Source organism: Mycolicibacterium vaccae NBRC 14118 = CIP 105934, assembly GCF_001552715.1.
Classification (GTDB): domain Bacteria; phylum Actinomycetota; class Actinomycetes; order Mycobacteriales; family Mycobacteriaceae; genus Mycobacterium; species Mycobacterium vaccae.
Genome location: NZ_BCRS01000138.1, coordinates 1 through 16,664, shown reverse-complemented (window position 1 = coordinate 16,664; position 16,664 = coordinate 1). Strand labels below are relative to the sequence as shown.

Sequence of the window (16,664 nt, the reverse complement as noted above, 5' to 3'; positions counted from 1 at the left end):
GGTTGTGAATTGCCGTCAGGGGTCTGCGTTGAATGCGCCGTTCCACGAGCGCGCCCGAATCCGATTGAAGGATCGGTCGCTCACCACTGGCCGGCTCAGCTCGCCGGTCTCGATCATCGTGTAGGCGACAGCCTCGTCATCGTCGAACAGCGTTGCGACCGCAAGCCGTTCATCGATGATTCCTTGTACAAGCGCCATCGCGCCGTTCTCGCCGAGCCAGCTGTCATCGCCCAGCCATCCTTCGAAGTGCTGGTGATAGTCGCCGAATCCGACGGTGATCTCCCCGTCGCCCCACGTGATCCACAAACCCTCGTCGACGTCCGCGGCGGCCGGCGCACTCACGTCGATGGCAACCATTTCCTCGCCGTGGCGGTTCACTTCTCGCCGAGCGAGCGCACGCCACTGGGGAAATGCTGCGAACAGCGGCTCCCCGTAAGTGCTTTCCGAGTCCGCACACATCATCCGCCTCCGATGTTGGGATCAGTGCCAACCTAGCCCGGACGGCCGCGCGCGACATCTCATTAATCGCGCAGCCACCGTTGCGCCCGGTCTGCGGCGGGCCGTGATCAGCGCGACGGGGTGAACGCGCGCAGGCGCAGGCTGTTGGTCACGACGAACACCGAGCTGAACGCCATTGCGGCGCCGGCGATCATCGGATTGAGCAGGCCGGCCGCGGCCAGCGGCAGGGCCGCGACGTTGTACGCGAACGCCCAGAACAGGTTGCCCTTGATCGTGCTCAGCGTCTTGCGCGACAACCGGATGGCGTCCGGGACCGCCCGCAGGTCGTTGCTGATCAACGTCAGATCGCTGGCCTCGATGGCGACGTCGGTGCCGCTGCCCATCGCCAGCCCCAGATCGGCCTGGGCCAGCGCCGCCGCGTCGTTGACGCCGTCGCCGACCATCGCGACCACCTTGCCGTCGTGCTGCAGCCGCTTGACCGTTTCGACCTTGTCCTGCGGCAGCACTCCGGCGATCACCGTGTCGATGCCGACCTCGGCGGCGACTGCGCGCGCGACCGCCTCGTTGTCCCCGGTCACCATGATCGGTGTCAGGCCCAACTGCTTCAGCCGCGAGATCGCTTCGGCGGACGTCGGTTTCACCGCGTCGGCGACCATCAGTACGCCGCGGGCACGCCCGTCCCAGCCCACCACGACCGCGGTCCTGCCGTCGGACTCGGCCTGCAGTAGCGCACCGTTGATCTCGTCGGGGATGTCGAACGCCCGGTCCGCCAGTAGCCGGGTCCGGCCCAGCAGAACCACACGCCCGTTCACCTCTCCGGACACCCCGAGGCCGCGCAGGTTGGAGAACGCCGCGACCGCGGGCAGTTCGCCGAACTTCTCCAGCGCACCCGACGCGATGGCGCGCGCGATCGGATGCTCGGACGGGTGCTCGACCGCGCCGGCGGTCCGCAGCACCTCGTCGGGCTGTTCCCCGTCGGCGGCGAACACGTCGATCAGCGTCATGCTCCCGGTGGTCACGGTGCCGGTCTTGTCGACGATCACGGTGTCAACCCGTCGGGTGTCCTCCAGCACCTCGGGCCCGGTGATCAGGATGCCCAGTTGCGCGCCGCGGCCGGTGCCCACCATCAGCGCCGTCGGCGTCGCCAGCCCCAGCGCGCAGGGGCACGCGATGATCAGCACGGCCACCGCAGCGGTGAACGCCGCAGCCACCGAGTGCCCGGTGCCGAGCCAGAATCCGAGGGTGGCCACCGACAGCGCGATCACGATCGGGACGAAGACCCCGGAGATCCGGTCGGCGAGTCGCTGCGCCTGCGCCTTACCGTTCTGTGCGTCCTCGACCAGGCGGGCCATCTGGGCCAGCTGGGTGTCGGCGCCGACGCGCTCGGCGCGCACCACCAGCCGGCCGTCGACGTTCACCGTCGCACCGACCACCTGATCGCCCGGTTGCACCTCCTCGGGAACCGATTCCCCCGTGAGCATCGACGCGTCGACTGCGGACATGCCTTCCACCACCACGCCGTCGGTGGCGATCTTCTCGCCCGGACGTACCACGAACACGTCGCCGATCAGCAGCTGCTCGACCGGGATGCGTTGCTCCGCACCGCCTCTGCGGACGGTGACCTCGCGGGCGCCCATCTCCAGCAGCGCGCGCAGGGCCGCGCCGGCCTGCCGTTTGGCGCGCGCCTCGAAGTAGCGACCGGCCAGGATGAACGTCGTCACCCCGGCGGCGGCTTCGAGGTAGATGTTGGCGCTGCCGTCCATGCGGGCGATGGTCAGTTCGAACGGGTGCGTCATCCCCGGAATGCCGGCAGTGCCCCAGAACAGTGCATAGAGCGACCACCCGAACGCGGCCAGGGTGCCCACCGAGATCAGCGTGTCCATGGTCGCCGCACCGTGGCGCAGGTTCGTCCACGCGGCCTGATGGAAGGGCCAGGCGCCCCAGACCACCACCGGTGCGGCCAGTGTCAGCGAGAGCCACTGCCAGTAGGTGAACTGCAGCGCGGGGACCATCGCCATCGCGATCACCGGTACCGACAGCGCGACGCAGATCAGCAGGCGGCGCTTGAGCGCAGCGGCCGGGTCGGCCGGTTCGTCGGTGGGCTCGGGGGAGCGTTCCGGCAGTGCGGCGTGGTAGCCGGCCGATTCGACGGCGGCGACGAGGTCGGCGGGGGAGATCGGGTCGCCGTACTCGACGCGGGCCTTCTCGGTCGCGAAGTTCACCGTCGCGGTGACCCCGTCGAGCTTGTTGAGTTTCTTCTCGACGCGCGCCGCGCACGACGCGCAGGTCATTCCGCTGATGTTGAGTTCGACGGTGCTCACCGATGGTCACCTTCGTGGAGGTGGGAATGGTCGCTGGCGGGACCGGGAGCGGGTGCCGGGCCGACGGTGTGGCCCACCCACAGCGAGACCGCGAACACCACCGCGAGCATGGCGACGAATGTGGCGATCTTCACCGGGGCGGTCATGGCGGTCAGCCCGCCAGCGTGTAGCCGGCCTCCTCGACCGCCGCGCGGACGGCCGCGGGGTCGACGGGGGCCTGGCTGTCGATCGTCACCGTACCGTTGGTGATGTCCACGTCGACCCCGACGACACCGGGGATGTGGGTGAGCTCGGCGCGCACCGAGTTGGCGCATCCTCCGCAGCTCATACCCTCGACGGTGATGGTGGTGGTGCTCATCAGGCTCCTCTCCACGGATGTGTACAACCTGGCTGTACTATACCCCCCTAGGGTATGAAGTCACACGAAGGGAGCACGAGGTTGATGTCCAGACACAGTCTGCTGGCAGGGGCGGGCGCTGTGGGCGCCACCTTCGCGCTGCTGCTCTCCGGGTGCAGTGACGTGGGGACCGAGTCGGCCGAGCACGACCACGCCACCCATGAACACCCGACGACGTCGCAGGCCGCCGGCGACGGCCACGGTGAGCACGCCGGCCACAACGAGGCCGACGCCGCGTTCGCCCGCGACATGATCCCGCACCACGAGCAGGCCATCGTGATGAGCGACATCATCCTGGCCAAGCAGGGCATCGACCCCCGGGTGACGGAGCTGGCCGAACAGATCAAGGCGGCACAGGGGCCGGAGATCGACACGATGCGGCAGTGGCTGACCGACTGGGGCACCCCCGCGGCGGCCGGCCACGAGGGTCACGACATGGGCGGGGACCCGTCGGCGCACGCGGCGATGGGCATGATGACCGACGAGCAGCTCGAGCAGCTGCGCCGGGCCGAAGGCGCCGAGGCCGGTAAGCAGTTCCTGACCGGGATGATCGCCCATCACGAAGGTGCGGTCAGGATGGCGCAGACCGAGGTCGACACCGGGCAGGCGCAGGAGGCGGTGCATCTGGCGCACGAGATCATCGAGACCCAGCAGCGCGAGATCGCCACGATGAAGGAGATCCTCGGCTCGCTGTAGGTTCACCGCATGCGAATCCTCGTGCAGCGGGTGAGCTCTGCCAGGGTGACGGTGGCCGGCGAGACGGTCGGTGAGATCCGCCCGCAGAGTCAGGGGCTGCTCGCCCTCGTCGGGGTGACCCACGACGACGACCGGGCCAAGGCGCGGCGTCTGGCTGAAAAGCTCTGGCAGCTGCGAATTCTCGACGACGAGAAGTCGGCCTGCGACATCGGTGCGCCGATCCTGGTGGTCAGCCAGTTCACCCTGTACGGCAACACGGCCAAGGGGCGACGGCCGACGTGGAACGCCGCGGCGCCCCGCCCGGTCGCCGAGCCGTTGGTCGAGGCGTTCGCCGCGGCCCTGGCAGACCTCGGCGCCGAGGTGGCCACGGGTGTCTTCGGCGCCGACATGCAGGTAGAGCTCGTCAATGACGGGCCGGTGACCGTGTTACTGGAGCTCTGACCTACTGGGGCATGGAGACCTGGACGCCCTCGGACGGTTGCACGATGACGAACCCGTTGCCGTAGAACGAGACCTGCATCGCCTCCCCGGAGCCGCGGCCGATCAGCGCGCCGGCCTTGAAGCTGGTCTTGAGCTGGGTCTGCAGGTTCGCCGACCACGCGACCACGGCGTTGGTGTCGGCGAAGGTGGGGGCTTCGGCGGCGTTGAGCACCACCGGCGGTCCGTCGGTGGTCAGCGCGACCCAGCCGGTGCCGCGCAGTGTGGTGTTGAACAGCCCACCGGCAACCACGCTGCCGCCCCTGACGCGCTCGATGTTCCAGTCGAGACTCGACGAGAACGCCAGCACGTTCTTGCCGCTGATCGACAGGCCCGAGTTCGTCAGGTTCAGCAGGTGCACGTCGTAGGACCGGTCGGCGAGGAACACGTCGCCCTGGCCGTGGCACCGCATCAGCGGTAGCCCCTCACCGGTCAGCGCCTTCTTCAGGAACTTCGACGCCCCGCCGCCCTCGAAGGCGAAGTCGACGTTGCCCTGGTAGGCCACCATCGAGCCCTGCCGGGCCATGAACGGTTCACCCAGCCGGACGCGGAGCAGCTTGGTGTTCTGATTGGCGATCGGCTGGGCTTCCTTCTCGCTGAAGCGTCCGTCGACGAGATCACCGCTGATGCCGGCGAATCCGTCGGCCCCGCCGACCGGCTGTGCCTGCGAGGGGCCGGCCTGGGCCGGGGGCGGACCGCCCAGCGGTGCCCGCTGCAGCTGTCCCTGATGGGACACCTGATCGGTCCATTGCTGTCCGTCATGCCATCGGTAGTCGAACCGGCCCTCGGGATCGGGTTGCCAACTGCCTGGTCCGGGTGCTGTCATCGCCGCCTCCTCGGGGTGTGAGTGGTGCCATTCACCCTAGAACCGATGCCCTCCGGACTGCGGGTTCCGCTGTCGGCGAAGAGCCTCCCCGCCCACGCTGTAAGGGTGTAAGCATGTAATCATGCGACATCATCCCCATGGCCGACGGGCCGGCCGCCCCGGCGGCTGGCAGCAGGCCGATCAACCCGACGCGGGGGACGCCGGCGACTGGTTCGCCGGCCGACTGCCCGACACCTGGTTCGCCGGTGACCCGGAGGTCATCGTCGACCGCGAAGAGATCACCGTCATCGGTCGTCTTCCCGACGCCGAGGACCCCGAGAGCGAGGCCCGCGCCTCCGGGCGCGCCGCACGTTTCCGGGAACAGACGCGCCCCGAGCGCATGCAGATCGCCGACGAGGCCGAGGCGCGCTACGGGCGAAAGGTCTCCTGGGGTGTGGACATTCCCGTCGACGCCCGCACCGAGCGAATCCTGTTCACCCACCTCGCCGTTCCGGTCATGACGCGGCTGCGGCAACCCGAACGCCGGGTGCTGGACACGCTGGTCGACGCCGGCGTGGCCCGGTCGCGCTCCGACGCCCTCGCGTGGTCGGTGCGACTGGTCGGCGACCACGCCGACGAGTGGTTGAGCCAACTGCGTGACGCCATGCGCGAAGTCGACGACCTGCGGGCGGCGGGTCCGCAACTCTAGGCCGGCGTGACCGCCACGTAGCTGGAGTTCAGCGCCGAGGTCTGCGACAGCGGATCCACCGGTTCGCCGTCGACGAGCAGGTTGCGGTTGACACCGTAGGACTGCGGAGCGGACCCGGCGTGCGGGTCGAAAACTCTTGAGCCCCAGCCGTGGTCGATGACGACGACGCCAGGCCGGGTCGCCTCGCTGACCGAGGCGCTCAGCTCGACCGCGCCGACGGGGGAGCGCACCGTCACCCGATCGCCGTCAGCGATGCCGAGCCGGGCCGCGTCCTCGGGATGGACGATGACCTCGCTGCCCCTGCCTGCGGGGTGCAGATCCGGGAGTTCGTTGAGCCACGAGTTCATGGAGTGCCGGTGACGGCGGTTGCCGAGCTGGAACGGGTAGTCCGGCGGCGGCTGCGGCACCGGTTCGGCGAGCAGCTCGCGGGCGCGGGCGACGAGCTCGGGCGGCGCGACGTGCACCCGCTTGTCCGGGGTACGCAACGCGTCCCGGAAGTGCCCGAACTCCCGCGGCCCGAGGACCCAGCCGTGCGGATGTGCGCGCACGTCCGACCATCGGATGCGTCGTCCGCCGACCTTCCGGCCGGTCGCCACCAGCAGCCGGTCCACCCAGTCCGGGCCGAATTCCAGCCCCGCCCTTCCGGTCAGGCGGGCCAGCCTCCTGGACGTCCTGACCAACCGGTTCAGTCCCGGCGCCCCGAACAGCGGGCGGTCCATCGCCAGCGCCAGGTCGACGAAGATGCGCCACTCGGGTCGGGCCAGCGGCGGCGCCTCGACGGCGCGCACGCCGTAATGCAGGTAGGGCTCGTCGTGCAGGTTGCTGGTGAAGGCCAGCAGATCGGCACGCTCGAGCCAGTGCACGGCGGGCAGCAGCCAGTGCGCGTGCCGGTGGCTCTCACGCTGCACGAAGTCGATCGCGACCAGCAGATCCAGTTGCGACAGTGCGTGATCGAGCTTCGCGCCGTCGGGTCCGGAGACCACCGGGTTGCCGCTGTTGATCAGCAGCGCACGGATCTGACCGCGCCCGGGTGTGGTGATCTCGTCGGGCAGTTCGCTGAGCGCGTGCGCGCCCGCCACCAGTGGCCGGCCCCGCAGGCGGCTGGTGTGCGGCTTCGTGCCGGCCAGCCCGGCCAGCCGCAGCCCGTCGACGTAGCCGGGTTCGAACCGTCGTCCGCCCGGCCGGTCCATGCGGCCGGTGATCACGTTCAGGACGTGACCCAGCCATTCGCCGATCGTGCCGGCCAGATGCAGTGACACCCCGGTCCTGGTCACCACCATCGCCCGCGGCGCTGTCGCGAAAGACCTTGCCACGTCCACGATCTGATCGCGCGGCAGGTCGCAGCGCGCGGCGAGGTCGTCGAGGTCCGCCTCGGCCACCAGCGTGCGCAACCGGTCGGTGCCCACCGCCAGGTCGGCGCAGTCGCCCCGATGCTCCAGGCCGGCGTCCAGGATGACCTTGACCATCGCGAGCAGCAGCGCCCAGTCCTGTCCCGGTCGCACCGGCAGATGCACGTCGGCCTTCTCGGCGGACTCGGTGCGCACCGGGTCGACGACCACGATGGTGGCGCCCTGTCGCCGGCGGGCGAGCGCGCGGTGCCAGCCACCGGGCACCGATTCCAGCCAATTCCAGGCGCTCACCGCAGGGTTGGCGCCGACCAGCAGGAAGTAGTCGCAGTTGTCGACGTCGGAGACCGGCGCCAGCAGCGCCGAACCGTACATCTTCTCGGCCACCACGTGCATGGCGTTCTGGTCGACCGAGCCCACCGCGTACCGGTTGAACGTGCCGACGGCGTCCAGCCAGCCGTTCATGAACATCAGGTTCGACGACGAGTAGCCGGCCGGGTTGCCGTAGTACGCACCGACCGCGTCGGGCCCGTCGGCGTCGATGACCGCGTTGAGCCGCGCGGCGATGTCGTCGATCGCCTCGTCCCAGCCGGTCTCGACATACCGGCCGTCCACGCGTTTCATCGGCGCCACGATCCGGCGGGGGTGTTCGACCACCTGGTGGGCGGTGCGGCCCTTGGCGCAGAAATCCCGCCAGCTGTGCGGGTTCTGCTTGTCCGGGGAGATCTTGACCACGCGGTTGCCGTCGACGGTCACCTCCACCCCGCACGCGGCCAGGCAGTACCGGCAGAAGGTGTGCACGGTGCGGCTCATGCCGCCATGGTGCCCGAGCGTCCCGCGGGCGTCCGGCGAATGCGATTGAGCGGTCCGCTCACACCGTCAGCGGCTCGCCATGGTCCAGTACTCGCCGTGCCGGGCCATCAACTCGTCGTGCGTGCCGCGCTCGACGATCCTGCCCGCCTCCATCACCAGGATCATGTCGGCGTCGCGGATCGTCGAAAGGCGGTGGGCGATGATGAAACTCGTGCGGTCCCGGCGCAGCCGGCTCATCGCCCGCTGGATCAGCACCTCGGTGCGGGTGTCCACCGAGCTGGTGGCCTCGTCGAGGATCAGCAGCCGCGGTCGGGCCAGCACCGCACGGGCGATGGTGATCAGCTGTTTCTCCCCGGCACTGATGTTGGTGCCGCCGTCGTTGATGCGGGTGTCGTAGCCGTCGGGCAGGGTGTGCACGAAGCGGTCGACGTATGCGGCCCTGGCCGCTTCGAGCACCTCGTCGGGGGCGGCGTCGGGGCGGCCGTAGGCGATGTTGTCGTGGATCGTCCCGGCGAACAACCAGGTGTCCTGCAACACCATCCCGATCCGGGAACGCAGCGACTCGCGGCTCACCGACGCGATGTCGACCCCGTCGAGGGTGATCCGTCCGGCGTCGACGTCGTAGAACCGCATCAGCAGGTTCACCAGGGTGGTCTTGCCCGCGCCGGTGGGTCCGACGATGGCCACGGTGGTGCCGGGTTCGGCGATCAGCGAGAGATCCTCGATCACCGGAACGTCGGGCCGGTACCCGAACCACACCCGCTCGAACTCCACCCGGCCGCTGCTTACGCCGTCCCCGGCGGGAAGGGCCCTGGGCGGGTCCGGACTCTCCTCCTCGGCGTCGAGGAGGTCGAAAACCCGCTCGGCGCTGGCGATGCCGGACTGCAGCGTGTTGTACATGCCGGCGATCTGGGTGAGCGGCTGGTTGAACTGGCGGACGTACTGGATGAAGGCCTGGATGCTGCCGAGGGTGATCTGACCTGTGGCCACCTGCACCCCGCCCAGCACCGCGACCGCGACGTAGCTGAGGTTGCCGATGAAGATCGTCGCGGGGGAGACCAGCCCGGACAGGAACTGCGCCCCGAAGCTGGCCTGGTAGACGTCGTCGTTGAGTTCCCGGAACTGCTCCTCGGCGTGCGCGCGGTGGCCGAAGGTCTTGACGACGGTGAAACCGCTGTAGGTCTCCTCGATGTGGGCGTTGAGCCTGCCGGTGTTGGTCCACTGCGCGACGAACAGCGTGCGTGACCGCTTGGCGATCGACCGGGTGACCCACAGCGACAGCGGCACGGTGACCACGGTGAGCAGGGTCAGCAGCGGTGAGATCGTCAGCATCATCACCAGCACACCGAACACGGTCAGCACCGAGGTGAGCAGCTGGGTGATCGACATGGTCAGCGACTGCTGCAGATTGTCGACGTCGTTGGTGACGCGGCTGAGCACCTCGCCGCGCTGGCGCGAGTCGAAGTACCGCAGCGGCAGCCGGTGCACCTTGGCCTCGACGTCGGCCCGCAGCATCATGATCGTGCGCTGCACCACCACGTTGAGCAGCCGCGCCTGCACCCAGACCATCAGCGCCGCAACCAGATACAACCCCAACGCGAGCGCCAGCGTGCGGGCCACCGCGCCGAAGTCCACCCCTTGGCCGGGGACGACGTCCATGCCGGAGAGCAGGTCGGCGAACGTGCCGTCGCCGCGTTCCCGGGCGGCCTCGATCGCCTGTTCCTTGGTCAGGCCCGCCGGCAGCTGGCGGCCGATCACGCCGTTGAACAGCAGATCGGTTGCGTGCCCGAGGATCCGCGGACCCACCACGCTCACGGCGATGCCACCGACCCCGAGCAACATCACCGCGGCGGTCAGCCGACGATGGGGGGTCAGCCTCCTGAGCAGCCGGATCGCCGAGGCCTTGAAGTCGCGGGACCGGGTCTGGGGCGGCTCGTTCATCCGCATCGGACGCGCCAGCGGTCCGCTCATCGCTCACCCACCGGCACCGACTGCGAGTCCGCGAACTCCCGGTAAGGCTGACAGCCGGCGAGCAGTTGTTCGTGGGTCCCGGCATCCACCACGCGGCCGTCGTCGACGACGACGATCAGGTCCGCGCCGGACACCGTCGAGATGCGCTGCGAGACGATGATCACCGTGGCGCCCGCGGAGACCTCGCGCAGCTGCTGGCGGACCCGCGCGTCGGTGTGCACGTCGAGTGCGGAGAATGCGTCGTCGAACAGGTAGACCGTCGGTCGGCGGATCACCGCGCGGGCGATCGCCAGCCGCTGCCGCTGGCCGCCGGAGAAGTTCATCCCACCCTGGGCCACCGGCATGGACAGCCCGTCGGGATGGGCGGCGACGAAGTCGTCGGCGCACGCGACGCGCAGCGCGGCCCACATCTGCTCCTCGGTCGCGTCGGAGCGGCCGTACCGCAGGTTCTCGGCGACGGTCCCGGAGAACAGGTAACCCCGTTGGGGCACCAGCCCGATCGCGTCCCACAGGCGGTCGACGTCGAGGTCGCGGACGTCGACCCCGTCGACGAGCACCGCGCCCGCGGTCACGTCGTAGAGCCGGCACACCAGCGCCACCAGCGTCGACTTGCCGGAGCCGGTGGACCCCACGATCGCGGTGGTGGTCCCTGGCCTGGCGGTGAACGAGACGTCCTGCAGCACCGGACGATCGGCGCCGGCATAGCTGAACGTCGCGTTGTCGAACCGGATCTCGCCGGTGATGGCCGCGGGCGAGGTCGCGGTGGGGGAGTTGACGATCGCCGGCTCGGTGGTGAGCACCTCGGTGATCCGCTCCGCGCACACCGACGCCCTCGGGATGATGACCAGGATGAACGTCGCCATCAGCACCGCGAGCAGGATCTGCATGAAGTAGGACAGGAACGCGATCAGTGACCCGACCTGCATCTGCCCGGCGTCGATGCGCATTCCGCCGAACCAGATCAACGCCACGCTGGAGATGTTGATGACCAGCGTGGTGACCGGCAGCATCAGCGCCTGCCAGCGCCCGGCTTCCAGCACGCTGCCCGCCAGTGCGGTGTTGGCCTCGGCGAACCGGTTGCGCTCGAACGATTCCCGGGCGAACGCCCGCACCACCCGAAGGCCGGTGAGCTGCTCGCGCATCACCCGGTTGATGCCGTCGATCTGACCCTGCACCCTGCGGAAGATGGGCAGCAGATGCGACACGATCCAGTAGTTGGCCAGTGCGAGCACGGGCACGGCGACCGCCAGCAGCCACGACAGGCCCGCGTCCTGGTGGATCGCCATCAGGATGCCGCCGACGCTCATGATCGGCGCGGTCACCAGCATCGTGCAGGTCAGCTGGACCAGCAACTGGATCTGCTGGACGTCGTTGGTGGTGCGGGTCAGCAGCGACGGGGCGCCGAACCGCGCCGTCTCCTCCGCGGAGAACCCGGTGACGTGGTGAAACATCGTCGAACGCAGGTCGCGGCCGACGCCCATGCTGGCGCGCGACCCGAAGTAGACCGCGCCGACCGCGCACACCACCTGCAGGGCCGTGACGGCGAGCATGACGGCGCCGAGCTCGACGATGCGGCGCAGGTCGCCCTGGGCGACCCCGTCGTCGATGATCGCGGCGTTGACCGTGGGCAGATACAGCGTTGCCAGCGTGCTGACCACCTGAAGCGCCGCGACGATCGTCAGCAGCCTGCGGTAGGGCCGTGCGTACCGGCGGAGCAGCCCCCAGAGCATCCCGCTACTGTCGCACACCGTCGGGCGTCCGCCGTGCCGGGCGAGCCGCCACCGCGCCTGAGAATCCGATAAATAGGCAGGTCAATCGGCCTGTCGGTGGTTGGTGGTGAAGGGTGCCGCTACAGTGCATGGCGTGAACTCCAGCTTCCGCGGACATCGTCGGCCTGCGGTGTCGGTCATTGCTCCTCGCGTACGCCGGGGGCTGGCCGTTGCTGCTGTGGCAATCCTCCCCGTGGTCGCCGGCTGCTCGGACTCCGAGCCGCAGGGCCCGACCGTGCCGTCGAGCGAGGCGCCGGTGCAGGAGACCGTGTCGCACGGGCCGTTCTTCCCCGAGTGCGGCGGCGTCAGCGACGAGGAGATCACTAAGCAGACCAAGGTGCCGGGACTGGTGAACACCGCCAAGACGTCGGTCGGGTGTCAGTGGCTCTCCGGCGGATCGATCCTGGGGCCGCACTTCTCGTTCTCGTGGTTCCGCGGGAGCCCGATCGGTCGGGAGCGCAAGACCATGGAGTTGTCCCGGACCAGCGTGGAAGACATCAACATCGAGGGCTACGACGGCTTCATCGGAATCAACGAGGACCCCGACCCGAAGATCGGCGTGAACCTGTGTGAGGTCGGCATCCAGTTCGACGACGACTTCATCGAATGGTCGATCAGCTACGCCCAGCCGCCCTATCCGGACGCGTGTGAGGTCGCCAAGGAACTCACCCGCCAGTCGATCGTGAACTCCAAATGACCCGCCGCCTGCTCTCCGGGATGGTCGCCGCGCTGGCCGGGCTGGTGGTGCTGACCGGTTGCACGCAGACCGTCGAGGGCACCGCCGCCAGGTCCGGCACCGGCACCGTGCCCCGGAACGACAACTCCGAGCGCAAGTACCCGAACCTGCTCAAGGAGTGCGAGGTCCTCACCGAGGACATCCTCGCCGAGACGGTGGGCGCCGACCCGCTGGACATCCAGAGCACGTTCGTCGGCGCGATCTGCCGTTGGCAGGCCGCGAACCCGGCCGGGCTGGTCGACATCACCCGCTTCTGGTTCGAGACCGGCAGCCTCGACAACGAGCGGGACGTGGCCGAGCAGTTGCAGTATCAGATCGAGAATCGGTCGGTCGCGGGCATCTCGTCAATCGTCATGCGGCCCAACGATCCCAACGGCGCGTGCGGTGTCGCCAGTGACGCCGCCGGCGTCGTCGGCTGGTGGGTCAACCCCCAGACGCCGGGGATGGACGCGTGCGGGATGGCGATCAAGCTGATGGAACTGACGCTGGCCACCAGGGCCTGACCGGCCCCGCGCTAGCGCGGGACGTGGAAGTCGACGAGCCGGGCACCGCGCAGCGCGAGCCGGTCCCACGGTGCGGTGGTGTGCAGCACCGCGATCGCCGAGGTGGGGAACTTCGCCGAGACCTGCTGGTAGGCACGGTTGTCGGCGTCGGTGTCCGGGTCCGCGGCCAGCCCCAGGGCCAGCGACGACATCACCGGCTCGTGCCCGACGACCAGCAGGGTCGACACGTCACCGGTGAAGCGCGACGGTACGGCGTTGATCTCCTCGATCACCACGCCGGGCGTCGCGTCGTAGAGACGGTCCACGAACTCCGCCGGTGCGGCGATGCCGGTGCGTTCCAGGGTCTGCCGGGTCCGCGTCGCCGTCGAACACAGCACCGCGTCCACGTCACCCACGTTGGCCCTGATCCACTCGCCGGCCAGCGCCGCCTCCCGGACCCCGCGCTCGGCCAGCGGACGGTCGTGGTCGACGACCCCGTCCGGGTAGTCCGACTTGGCGTGGCGGAGCAGCACGAGGGTGCGGTGTCGGTGACTCATCCGACAACCGTAGGCCATGCCGGTGCGGGTCCACGGAGTTGTCGGGGGGCGGCCCTACAGTAGCCATGCCATGAGAAACACAGCCGGCGACGACGCAAAGGGGGCGGGGCGACATGCGATTTCTGCACACTGCTGACTGGCAGCTGGGGATGACCCGTCACTACCTCAACGGCGATGCGCAGCCACGGTATTCGGCGTCGCGGCGCAGCGCGGTCAGCGCGCTGGGGCCGCTGGCCGCCGACATGGGCGCGGAGTTCGTCGTGGTCGCCGGAGACGTGTTCGAGCACAACCAATTGGCCCCGCGCGAGGTCAGCACCGCGCTGGAGGCCATGCGCGCCATCACGGTGCCGGTCTACCTGCTGCCGGGCAACCACGATCCGCTGGACGCGTCCTCGGTGTACACCAGCGCGCTGTTCACCTCCGAGAAGCCCGACAACGTCGTGGTGCTCGACCGGCCCGGCGTGCACGAGGTCCGTCCCGGGCTCGAGCTGGTGGCCGCGCCGTGGTCCTCCAAGGCCCCGACCACCGACCTGGTCGGGCGGGTCCTCGACGAACTGCCGGCAGAGCCAGGGGTGACGCGTGTCGTCGTCGGTCACGGCGCCGTCGACATCCTGGTGCCGGACAAGGACCGGCCGTCGCTGATCGGGCTCGCCACCGTCGAGGCCGCGATCAGCCGCGGCGCCGTTCACTATGTCGCGCTGGGCGACAAGCACTCCCGGATGAGTGTCGGCGCCACCGGCCGGGTCTGGTACTCCGGCTCGCCGGAGGTCACCAACTACGACGACATCGAACCAGACCCCGGGCACGTGCTCGTCGTCGACATCGATGAGTCCGACCCGGCCCGGCCGGTGCAGGTCGACGCGCGCCGGGTCGGCACCTGGCGCTTCATGTCGCTGAAGCACTCGGTGGACGACAGCCGCGACGTCGCCGACCTCGACATCAACCTCGACCAGATGCCCGACAAGGAACACACGGTGATCCGGCTCGGGCTGACCGGGTCGCTCACCGTCACCGACCGGGCTGCGCTGGACGCCTGCCTGGACCGCTACGCGCGGCTGTTCGCGGCGCTGGTGCCGTGGGACAAGCAAACCGACCTGGCGGTGATGCCCGCCGACGGCGAGTTCGACGACCTCGGGATCGGTGGCTTCGCCGCCGCCGCGGTGGACGAGCTGGTGGCCACCGCGCGGACGACCGGCAACGACGCCGAGGACGCCCGCGCGGCGCTGGCGCTGCTGCTGCGTCTCACCGAAGGGGGCGCGGCGTGAAGCTGCACCGACTGGTCCTGACGAACTACCGCGGAATCACCCACCGCGACATCGAGTTCCCCGATCGCGGGGTGGTCGTGGTCAGCGGCCCCAACGAGGTGGGCAAGTCTTCCATGCTCGAGGCGCTCGACCTGCTGCTGGAATCCAAGGACCGCTCCAGCAGGAAAGAAGTCAAGCAGGTCAAGCCGACGCACGCCGACGTCGGCGCGGAGGTGACGGCCGAGATCTCCGCCGGCCCTTACCGTTTCGTGTACCGCAAGCGGTTTCACAAGCGGCCCGAGACGGAGCTGACCGTGTTGAGTCCGCGGCGCGAACAGCTCACCGGCGACGAGGCACACGAACGGGTGCGCGCGATTCTCGCCGAGTCCGTCGACCTGGACCTGTGGCAGGCGCAGCGGGTGCTGCAGTCGGCGCCGACCTCGGCGGTGGAATTGTCGGGCTGCAATGCGCTGTCCCGGGCGCTGGACGTGGTGGCCGGTGAGGTCGACGACGCGCCTGCGGCCGCCGCGGGGAACATGGAGACGCTGCTCATCGACCGCGTCGAGGAGGAGTTCCGGCGCTACTTCACGACCACCGGTCGGCCCACCGGTGAATGGGCGGCGGCGACCACGCGGCTGCGCGCGGCCGACGAGGACGTGGCGCGTTGTGCCGCGGCGATGGCCGAGGTGGACGAAGCGGTACGCACCCATGCCGGGCTCACCGGTGAGCTGGCCCGCCTTGAGGCCGAATGCGCCTCTGCCGCACAGCGGCTTGACGCCGCGCGGGGCGCTGCCCAGGCTGTCGCGGTGCTGCGCGCGGAGTTCGATCAGGCGACGGTGCGCGCCGATGCGGCCCGCTCCGCCCACACCGTGTCCTCTGCGGCGCTGACCGAGCGGCGTCGTGCCCGCGCCGAGATCGACGAACGCACCGCCGCGGTCGCGGCCCTGCAGGCCGAATCCGACGCCGCCGCAGGCGAACTGGACATCGCCAAGGAGATGCAGGTCGCCGCCGAAGAGGCGGCCGAACAGGCGCGAACCGCGCTGAGTGCCGCCCAGGAGCGGGTGGACACCGCCCGCGGCGCGGTGCAGCGGCTGGCCGACCGTGAGGAGGTGGACCGCCTCACCACCCGGATCGCGGCGATCGAGCGGCACGAACGCGAGCTCGCGACCACGCAGAACGATCTGGCGGCGATCACGCTCACCGACGCGATGCTGGCCGGCATCGAGAGTGCCGCGGCCGCCGTCGACCGGGCCACCGCCGCCGTCGAGCAGACCTCGGCCCACATCGAGATCACCGCCGCCGCCGATGTCGAGCTGAGCATCGACGGCCAGCAGGTCTGCCTGGCGGCGGGCGAAGCCTGGACGGCCGCGACGGGCACCGCGACCGGGATCGACCTGCCGGGTGTGCTGAAGGTGCAGGTGGTGCCCGGGGCGTCCGCGGCGGCCACCCAGACGGTGCTCGACACCGCGACGGCCAAGCTGTCCGAGTCGCTGCGGCAAGCCGGCGTCGAGAACATCGACGCCGCGCGCGCACTGGACCGGCGCCGCCGCGACCTGCGGGCCGCCCGGCAGCAGGTACGGGCGATCCTGGAGGCGCTGACCGCTGACGACTCCATCGACGAGCTGCGGACCCGGCTGGGCACGTTGCAGTCCCGCATGCCTGCCGAGGAAGGACTTTTCGAGGCCGACGGGTCGATGGACGCGGCGGCGCAGCGGCGCGAGCTCGTCGAGGCCACCGCGGCGCACCAGCAGGCCATCGGCGACTGCGAGACCCACCGCAAAGTCGCCGAGGAGGCAGGCAAACTGCTGGCCGCCCGCGGGCTGCGGGCGGCGCGGCTGCTGGAGAAGCTGCAGGCCGCCCAGGCCGAGCTCGCGGCCGCGGC

16 protein-coding genes are annotated in these 16,664 nt (G+C 69.8%); 7 read left to right on the top strand and 9 right to left on the bottom strand.

What is annotated here, in order from left to right:
• Window positions 1-15: 15 nt before the first annotated feature.
• The 4 genes from MVA01S_RS22485 to MVA01S_RS22475 all read right to left on the bottom strand — a co-directional run bounded on the left by MVA01S_RS22485 (window position 16) and on the right by MVA01S_RS22475 (window position 3,138).
• Window positions 16-357 (bottom strand): hypothetical protein, encoded by a 342-nt coding sequence (locus tag MVA01S_RS22485; RefSeq protein WP_003930947.1) that lies wholly within the window; start codon window positions 355-357, stop codon window positions 16-18.
• Window positions 358-566: 209 nt separating this feature from the next.
• Window positions 567-2,780, bottom strand: a complete 2,214-nt coding sequence (locus tag MVA01S_RS22480) for a heavy metal translocating P-type ATPase (protein WP_003930948.1) — start codon at window positions 2,778-2,780, stop codon at window positions 567-569.
• Window positions 2,777-2,926 (bottom strand): hypothetical protein, encoded by a 150-nt coding sequence (locus MVA01S_RS31570; RefSeq protein ID WP_003930949.1) that lies wholly within the window; start codon window positions 2,924-2,926, stop codon window positions 2,777-2,779. Before MVA01S_RS31570 ends, MVA01S_RS22480 begins: the two co-directional genes overlap by 4 nt.
• 5 nt (window positions 2,927-2,931) lie before the next feature.
• Window positions 2,932-3,138: a heavy-metal-associated domain-containing protein gene (locus MVA01S_RS22475; RefSeq protein WP_003930950.1), complete on the bottom strand. Its 207-nt coding sequence runs from the start codon at window positions 3,136-3,138 to the stop codon at window positions 2,932-2,934.
• An 84-nt stretch (window positions 3,139-3,222) separates the two neighbouring features.
• Between MVA01S_RS22475 and MVA01S_RS22470 the strand changes: the two genes are divergently transcribed.
• Together MVA01S_RS22470 and dtd are read left to right on the top strand one after the other, a co-directional pair.
• Window positions 3,223-3,873 (top strand): DUF305 domain-containing protein, encoded by a 651-nt coding sequence (locus tag MVA01S_RS22470; RefSeq protein ID WP_003930951.1) that lies wholly within the window; start codon window positions 3,223-3,225, stop codon window positions 3,871-3,873.
• A gap of 9 nt (window positions 3,874-3,882) precedes the next feature.
• The gene (dtd, locus tag MVA01S_RS22465; protein WP_003930952.1) at window positions 3,883-4,314 is read left to right on the top strand and encodes a D-aminoacyl-tRNA deacylase; all 432 of its coding nucleotides are present in this window, start codon (window positions 3,883-3,885) and stop codon (window positions 4,312-4,314) included.
• 1 nt (window position 4,315) lies between these two features.
• On the opposite strand, the gene MVA01S_RS22460 is transcribed toward dtd, so the two are convergent.
• The gene (locus tag MVA01S_RS22460; RefSeq protein WP_003930953.1) at window positions 4,316-5,176 is read right to left on the bottom strand and encodes an AIM24 family protein; all 861 of its coding nucleotides are present in this window, start codon (window positions 5,174-5,176) and stop codon (window positions 4,316-4,318) included.
• Between the two features lie 121 nt (window positions 5,177-5,297).
• On the opposite strand from MVA01S_RS22460, the gene abmR reads away from it, so the two are divergent.
• On the top strand, window positions 5,298-5,864 hold the full coding sequence (gene abmR / locus MVA01S_RS22455; RefSeq protein WP_003930954.1) for an ATP-binding transcription factor AbmR: 567 nt from the start codon (window positions 5,298-5,300) through the stop codon (window positions 5,862-5,864).
• Here abmR and MVA01S_RS22450 read toward each other — a convergent pair.
• The 3 genes from MVA01S_RS22450 to MVA01S_RS22440 all read right to left on the bottom strand — a co-directional run bounded on the left by MVA01S_RS22450 (window position 5,861) and on the right by MVA01S_RS22440 (window position 11,724).
• A complete protein-coding gene (locus tag MVA01S_RS22450) occupies window positions 5,861-8,023 on the bottom strand; it encodes a molybdopterin-containing oxidoreductase family protein (protein ID WP_003930955.1) in 2,163 nt (720 codons plus the stop codon). The two genes, abmR and MVA01S_RS22450, sit on opposite strands and share 4 nt — an antisense overlap.
• Before the next feature lie 66 nt (window positions 8,024-8,089).
• Window positions 8,090-9,994, bottom strand: a complete 1,905-nt coding sequence (locus tag MVA01S_RS22445; RefSeq protein ID WP_040541556.1) for an ABC transporter ATP-binding protein — start codon at window positions 9,992-9,994, stop codon at window positions 8,090-8,092.
• Window positions 9,991-11,724 carry an ABC transporter ATP-binding protein gene (locus MVA01S_RS22440; RefSeq protein ID WP_003930957.1) on the bottom strand — a complete coding sequence of 578 codons (1,734 nt, stop codon included), beginning with the start codon at window positions 11,722-11,724 and terminating at the stop codon, window positions 9,991-9,993. The genes MVA01S_RS22445 and MVA01S_RS22440 overlap by 4 nt, the downstream gene beginning before the upstream one ends.
• Before the next feature lie 124 nt (window positions 11,725-11,848).
• On the opposite strand from MVA01S_RS22440, the gene MVA01S_RS22435 reads away from it, so the two are divergent.
• Both MVA01S_RS22435 and MVA01S_RS22430 read left to right on the top strand, forming a co-directional pair.
• Window positions 11,849-12,460 carry a DUF3558 domain-containing protein gene (locus MVA01S_RS22435; protein ID WP_040541560.1) on the top strand — a complete coding sequence of 204 codons (612 nt, stop codon included), beginning with the start codon at window positions 11,849-11,851 and terminating at the stop codon, window positions 12,458-12,460.
• Window positions 12,457-13,002 (top strand): DUF3558 domain-containing protein, encoded by a 546-nt coding sequence (locus tag MVA01S_RS22430; protein WP_003930959.1) that lies wholly within the window; start codon window positions 12,457-12,459, stop codon window positions 13,000-13,002. Before MVA01S_RS22435 ends, MVA01S_RS22430 begins: the two co-directional genes overlap by 4 nt.
• A gap of 11 nt (window positions 13,003-13,013) precedes the next feature.
• Here MVA01S_RS22430 and MVA01S_RS22425 read toward each other — a convergent pair whose 3' ends face one another.
• Entirely contained in the window at window positions 13,014-13,538 is a 525-nt protein-coding gene (locus MVA01S_RS22425; RefSeq protein WP_040541561.1) for a SixA phosphatase family protein, read from the bottom strand.
• Window positions 13,539-13,651: 113 nt separating this feature from the next.
• Between MVA01S_RS22425 and MVA01S_RS22420 the strand changes: the two genes are divergently transcribed.
• A complete protein-coding gene (locus tag MVA01S_RS22420; RefSeq protein ID WP_003930961.1) occupies window positions 13,652-14,803 on the top strand; it encodes a metallophosphoesterase family protein in 1,152 nt (383 codons plus the stop codon).
• A partial coding sequence (locus tag MVA01S_RS22415; RefSeq protein ID WP_060941696.1) for an ATP-binding protein occupies window positions 14,800-16,664 on the top strand: 1,865 nt, incomplete at its 3' end. The genes MVA01S_RS22420 and MVA01S_RS22415, both read left to right, overlap by 4 nt.

Bases quoted from the DNA above. Each gene is read 5' to 3' on its own strand.
- MVA01S_RS22485 (WP_003930947.1), bottom strand. From the start codon at position 357: ATGGTTGCCATCGACGTGAGTGCGCCGGCCGCCGCGGACGTCGACGAG.
- MVA01S_RS31570 (WP_003930949.1), bottom strand. From the start codon at position 2,926: ATGACCGCCCCGGTGAAGATCGCCACATTCGTCGCCATGCTCGCGGTG.
- MVA01S_RS22475 (WP_003930950.1), bottom strand. From the start codon at position 3,138: ATGAGCACCACCACCATCACCGTCGAGGGTATGAGCTGCGGAGGATGC.
- MVA01S_RS22470 (WP_003930951.1), top strand. From the start codon at position 3,223: ATGTCCAGACACAGTCTGCTGGCAGGGGCGGGCGCTGTGGGCGCCACC.
- dtd (WP_003930952.1), top strand. From the start codon at position 3,883: ATGCGAATCCTCGTGCAGCGGGTGAGCTCTGCCAGGGTGACGGTGGCC.
- MVA01S_RS22460 (WP_003930953.1), bottom strand. From the start codon at position 5,176: ATGACAGCACCCGGACCAGGCAGTTGGCAACCCGATCCCGAGGGCCGG.
- abmR (WP_003930954.1), top strand. From the start codon at position 5,298: ATGCGACATCATCCCCATGGCCGACGGGCCGGCCGCCCCGGCGGCTGG.
- MVA01S_RS22450 (WP_003930955.1), bottom strand. From the start codon at position 8,023: ATGAGCCGCACCGTGCACACCTTCTGCCGGTACTGCCTGGCCGCGTGC.
- MVA01S_RS22445 (WP_040541556.1), bottom strand. From the start codon at position 9,994: ATGAGCGGACCGCTGGCGCGTCCGATGCGGATGAACGAGCCGCCCCAG.
- MVA01S_RS22440 (WP_003930957.1), bottom strand. From the start codon at position 11,724: ATGCTCTGGGGGCTGCTCCGCCGGTACGCACGGCCCTACCGCAGGCTG.
- MVA01S_RS22430 (WP_003930959.1), top strand. From the start codon at position 12,457: ATGACCCGCCGCCTGCTCTCCGGGATGGTCGCCGCGCTGGCCGGGCTG.
- MVA01S_RS22425 (WP_040541561.1), bottom strand. From the start codon at position 13,538: ATGAGTCACCGACACCGCACCCTCGTGCTGCTCCGCCACGCCAAGTCG.
- MVA01S_RS22420 (WP_003930961.1), top strand. From the start codon at position 13,652: ATGCGATTTCTGCACACTGCTGACTGGCAGCTGGGGATGACCCGTCAC.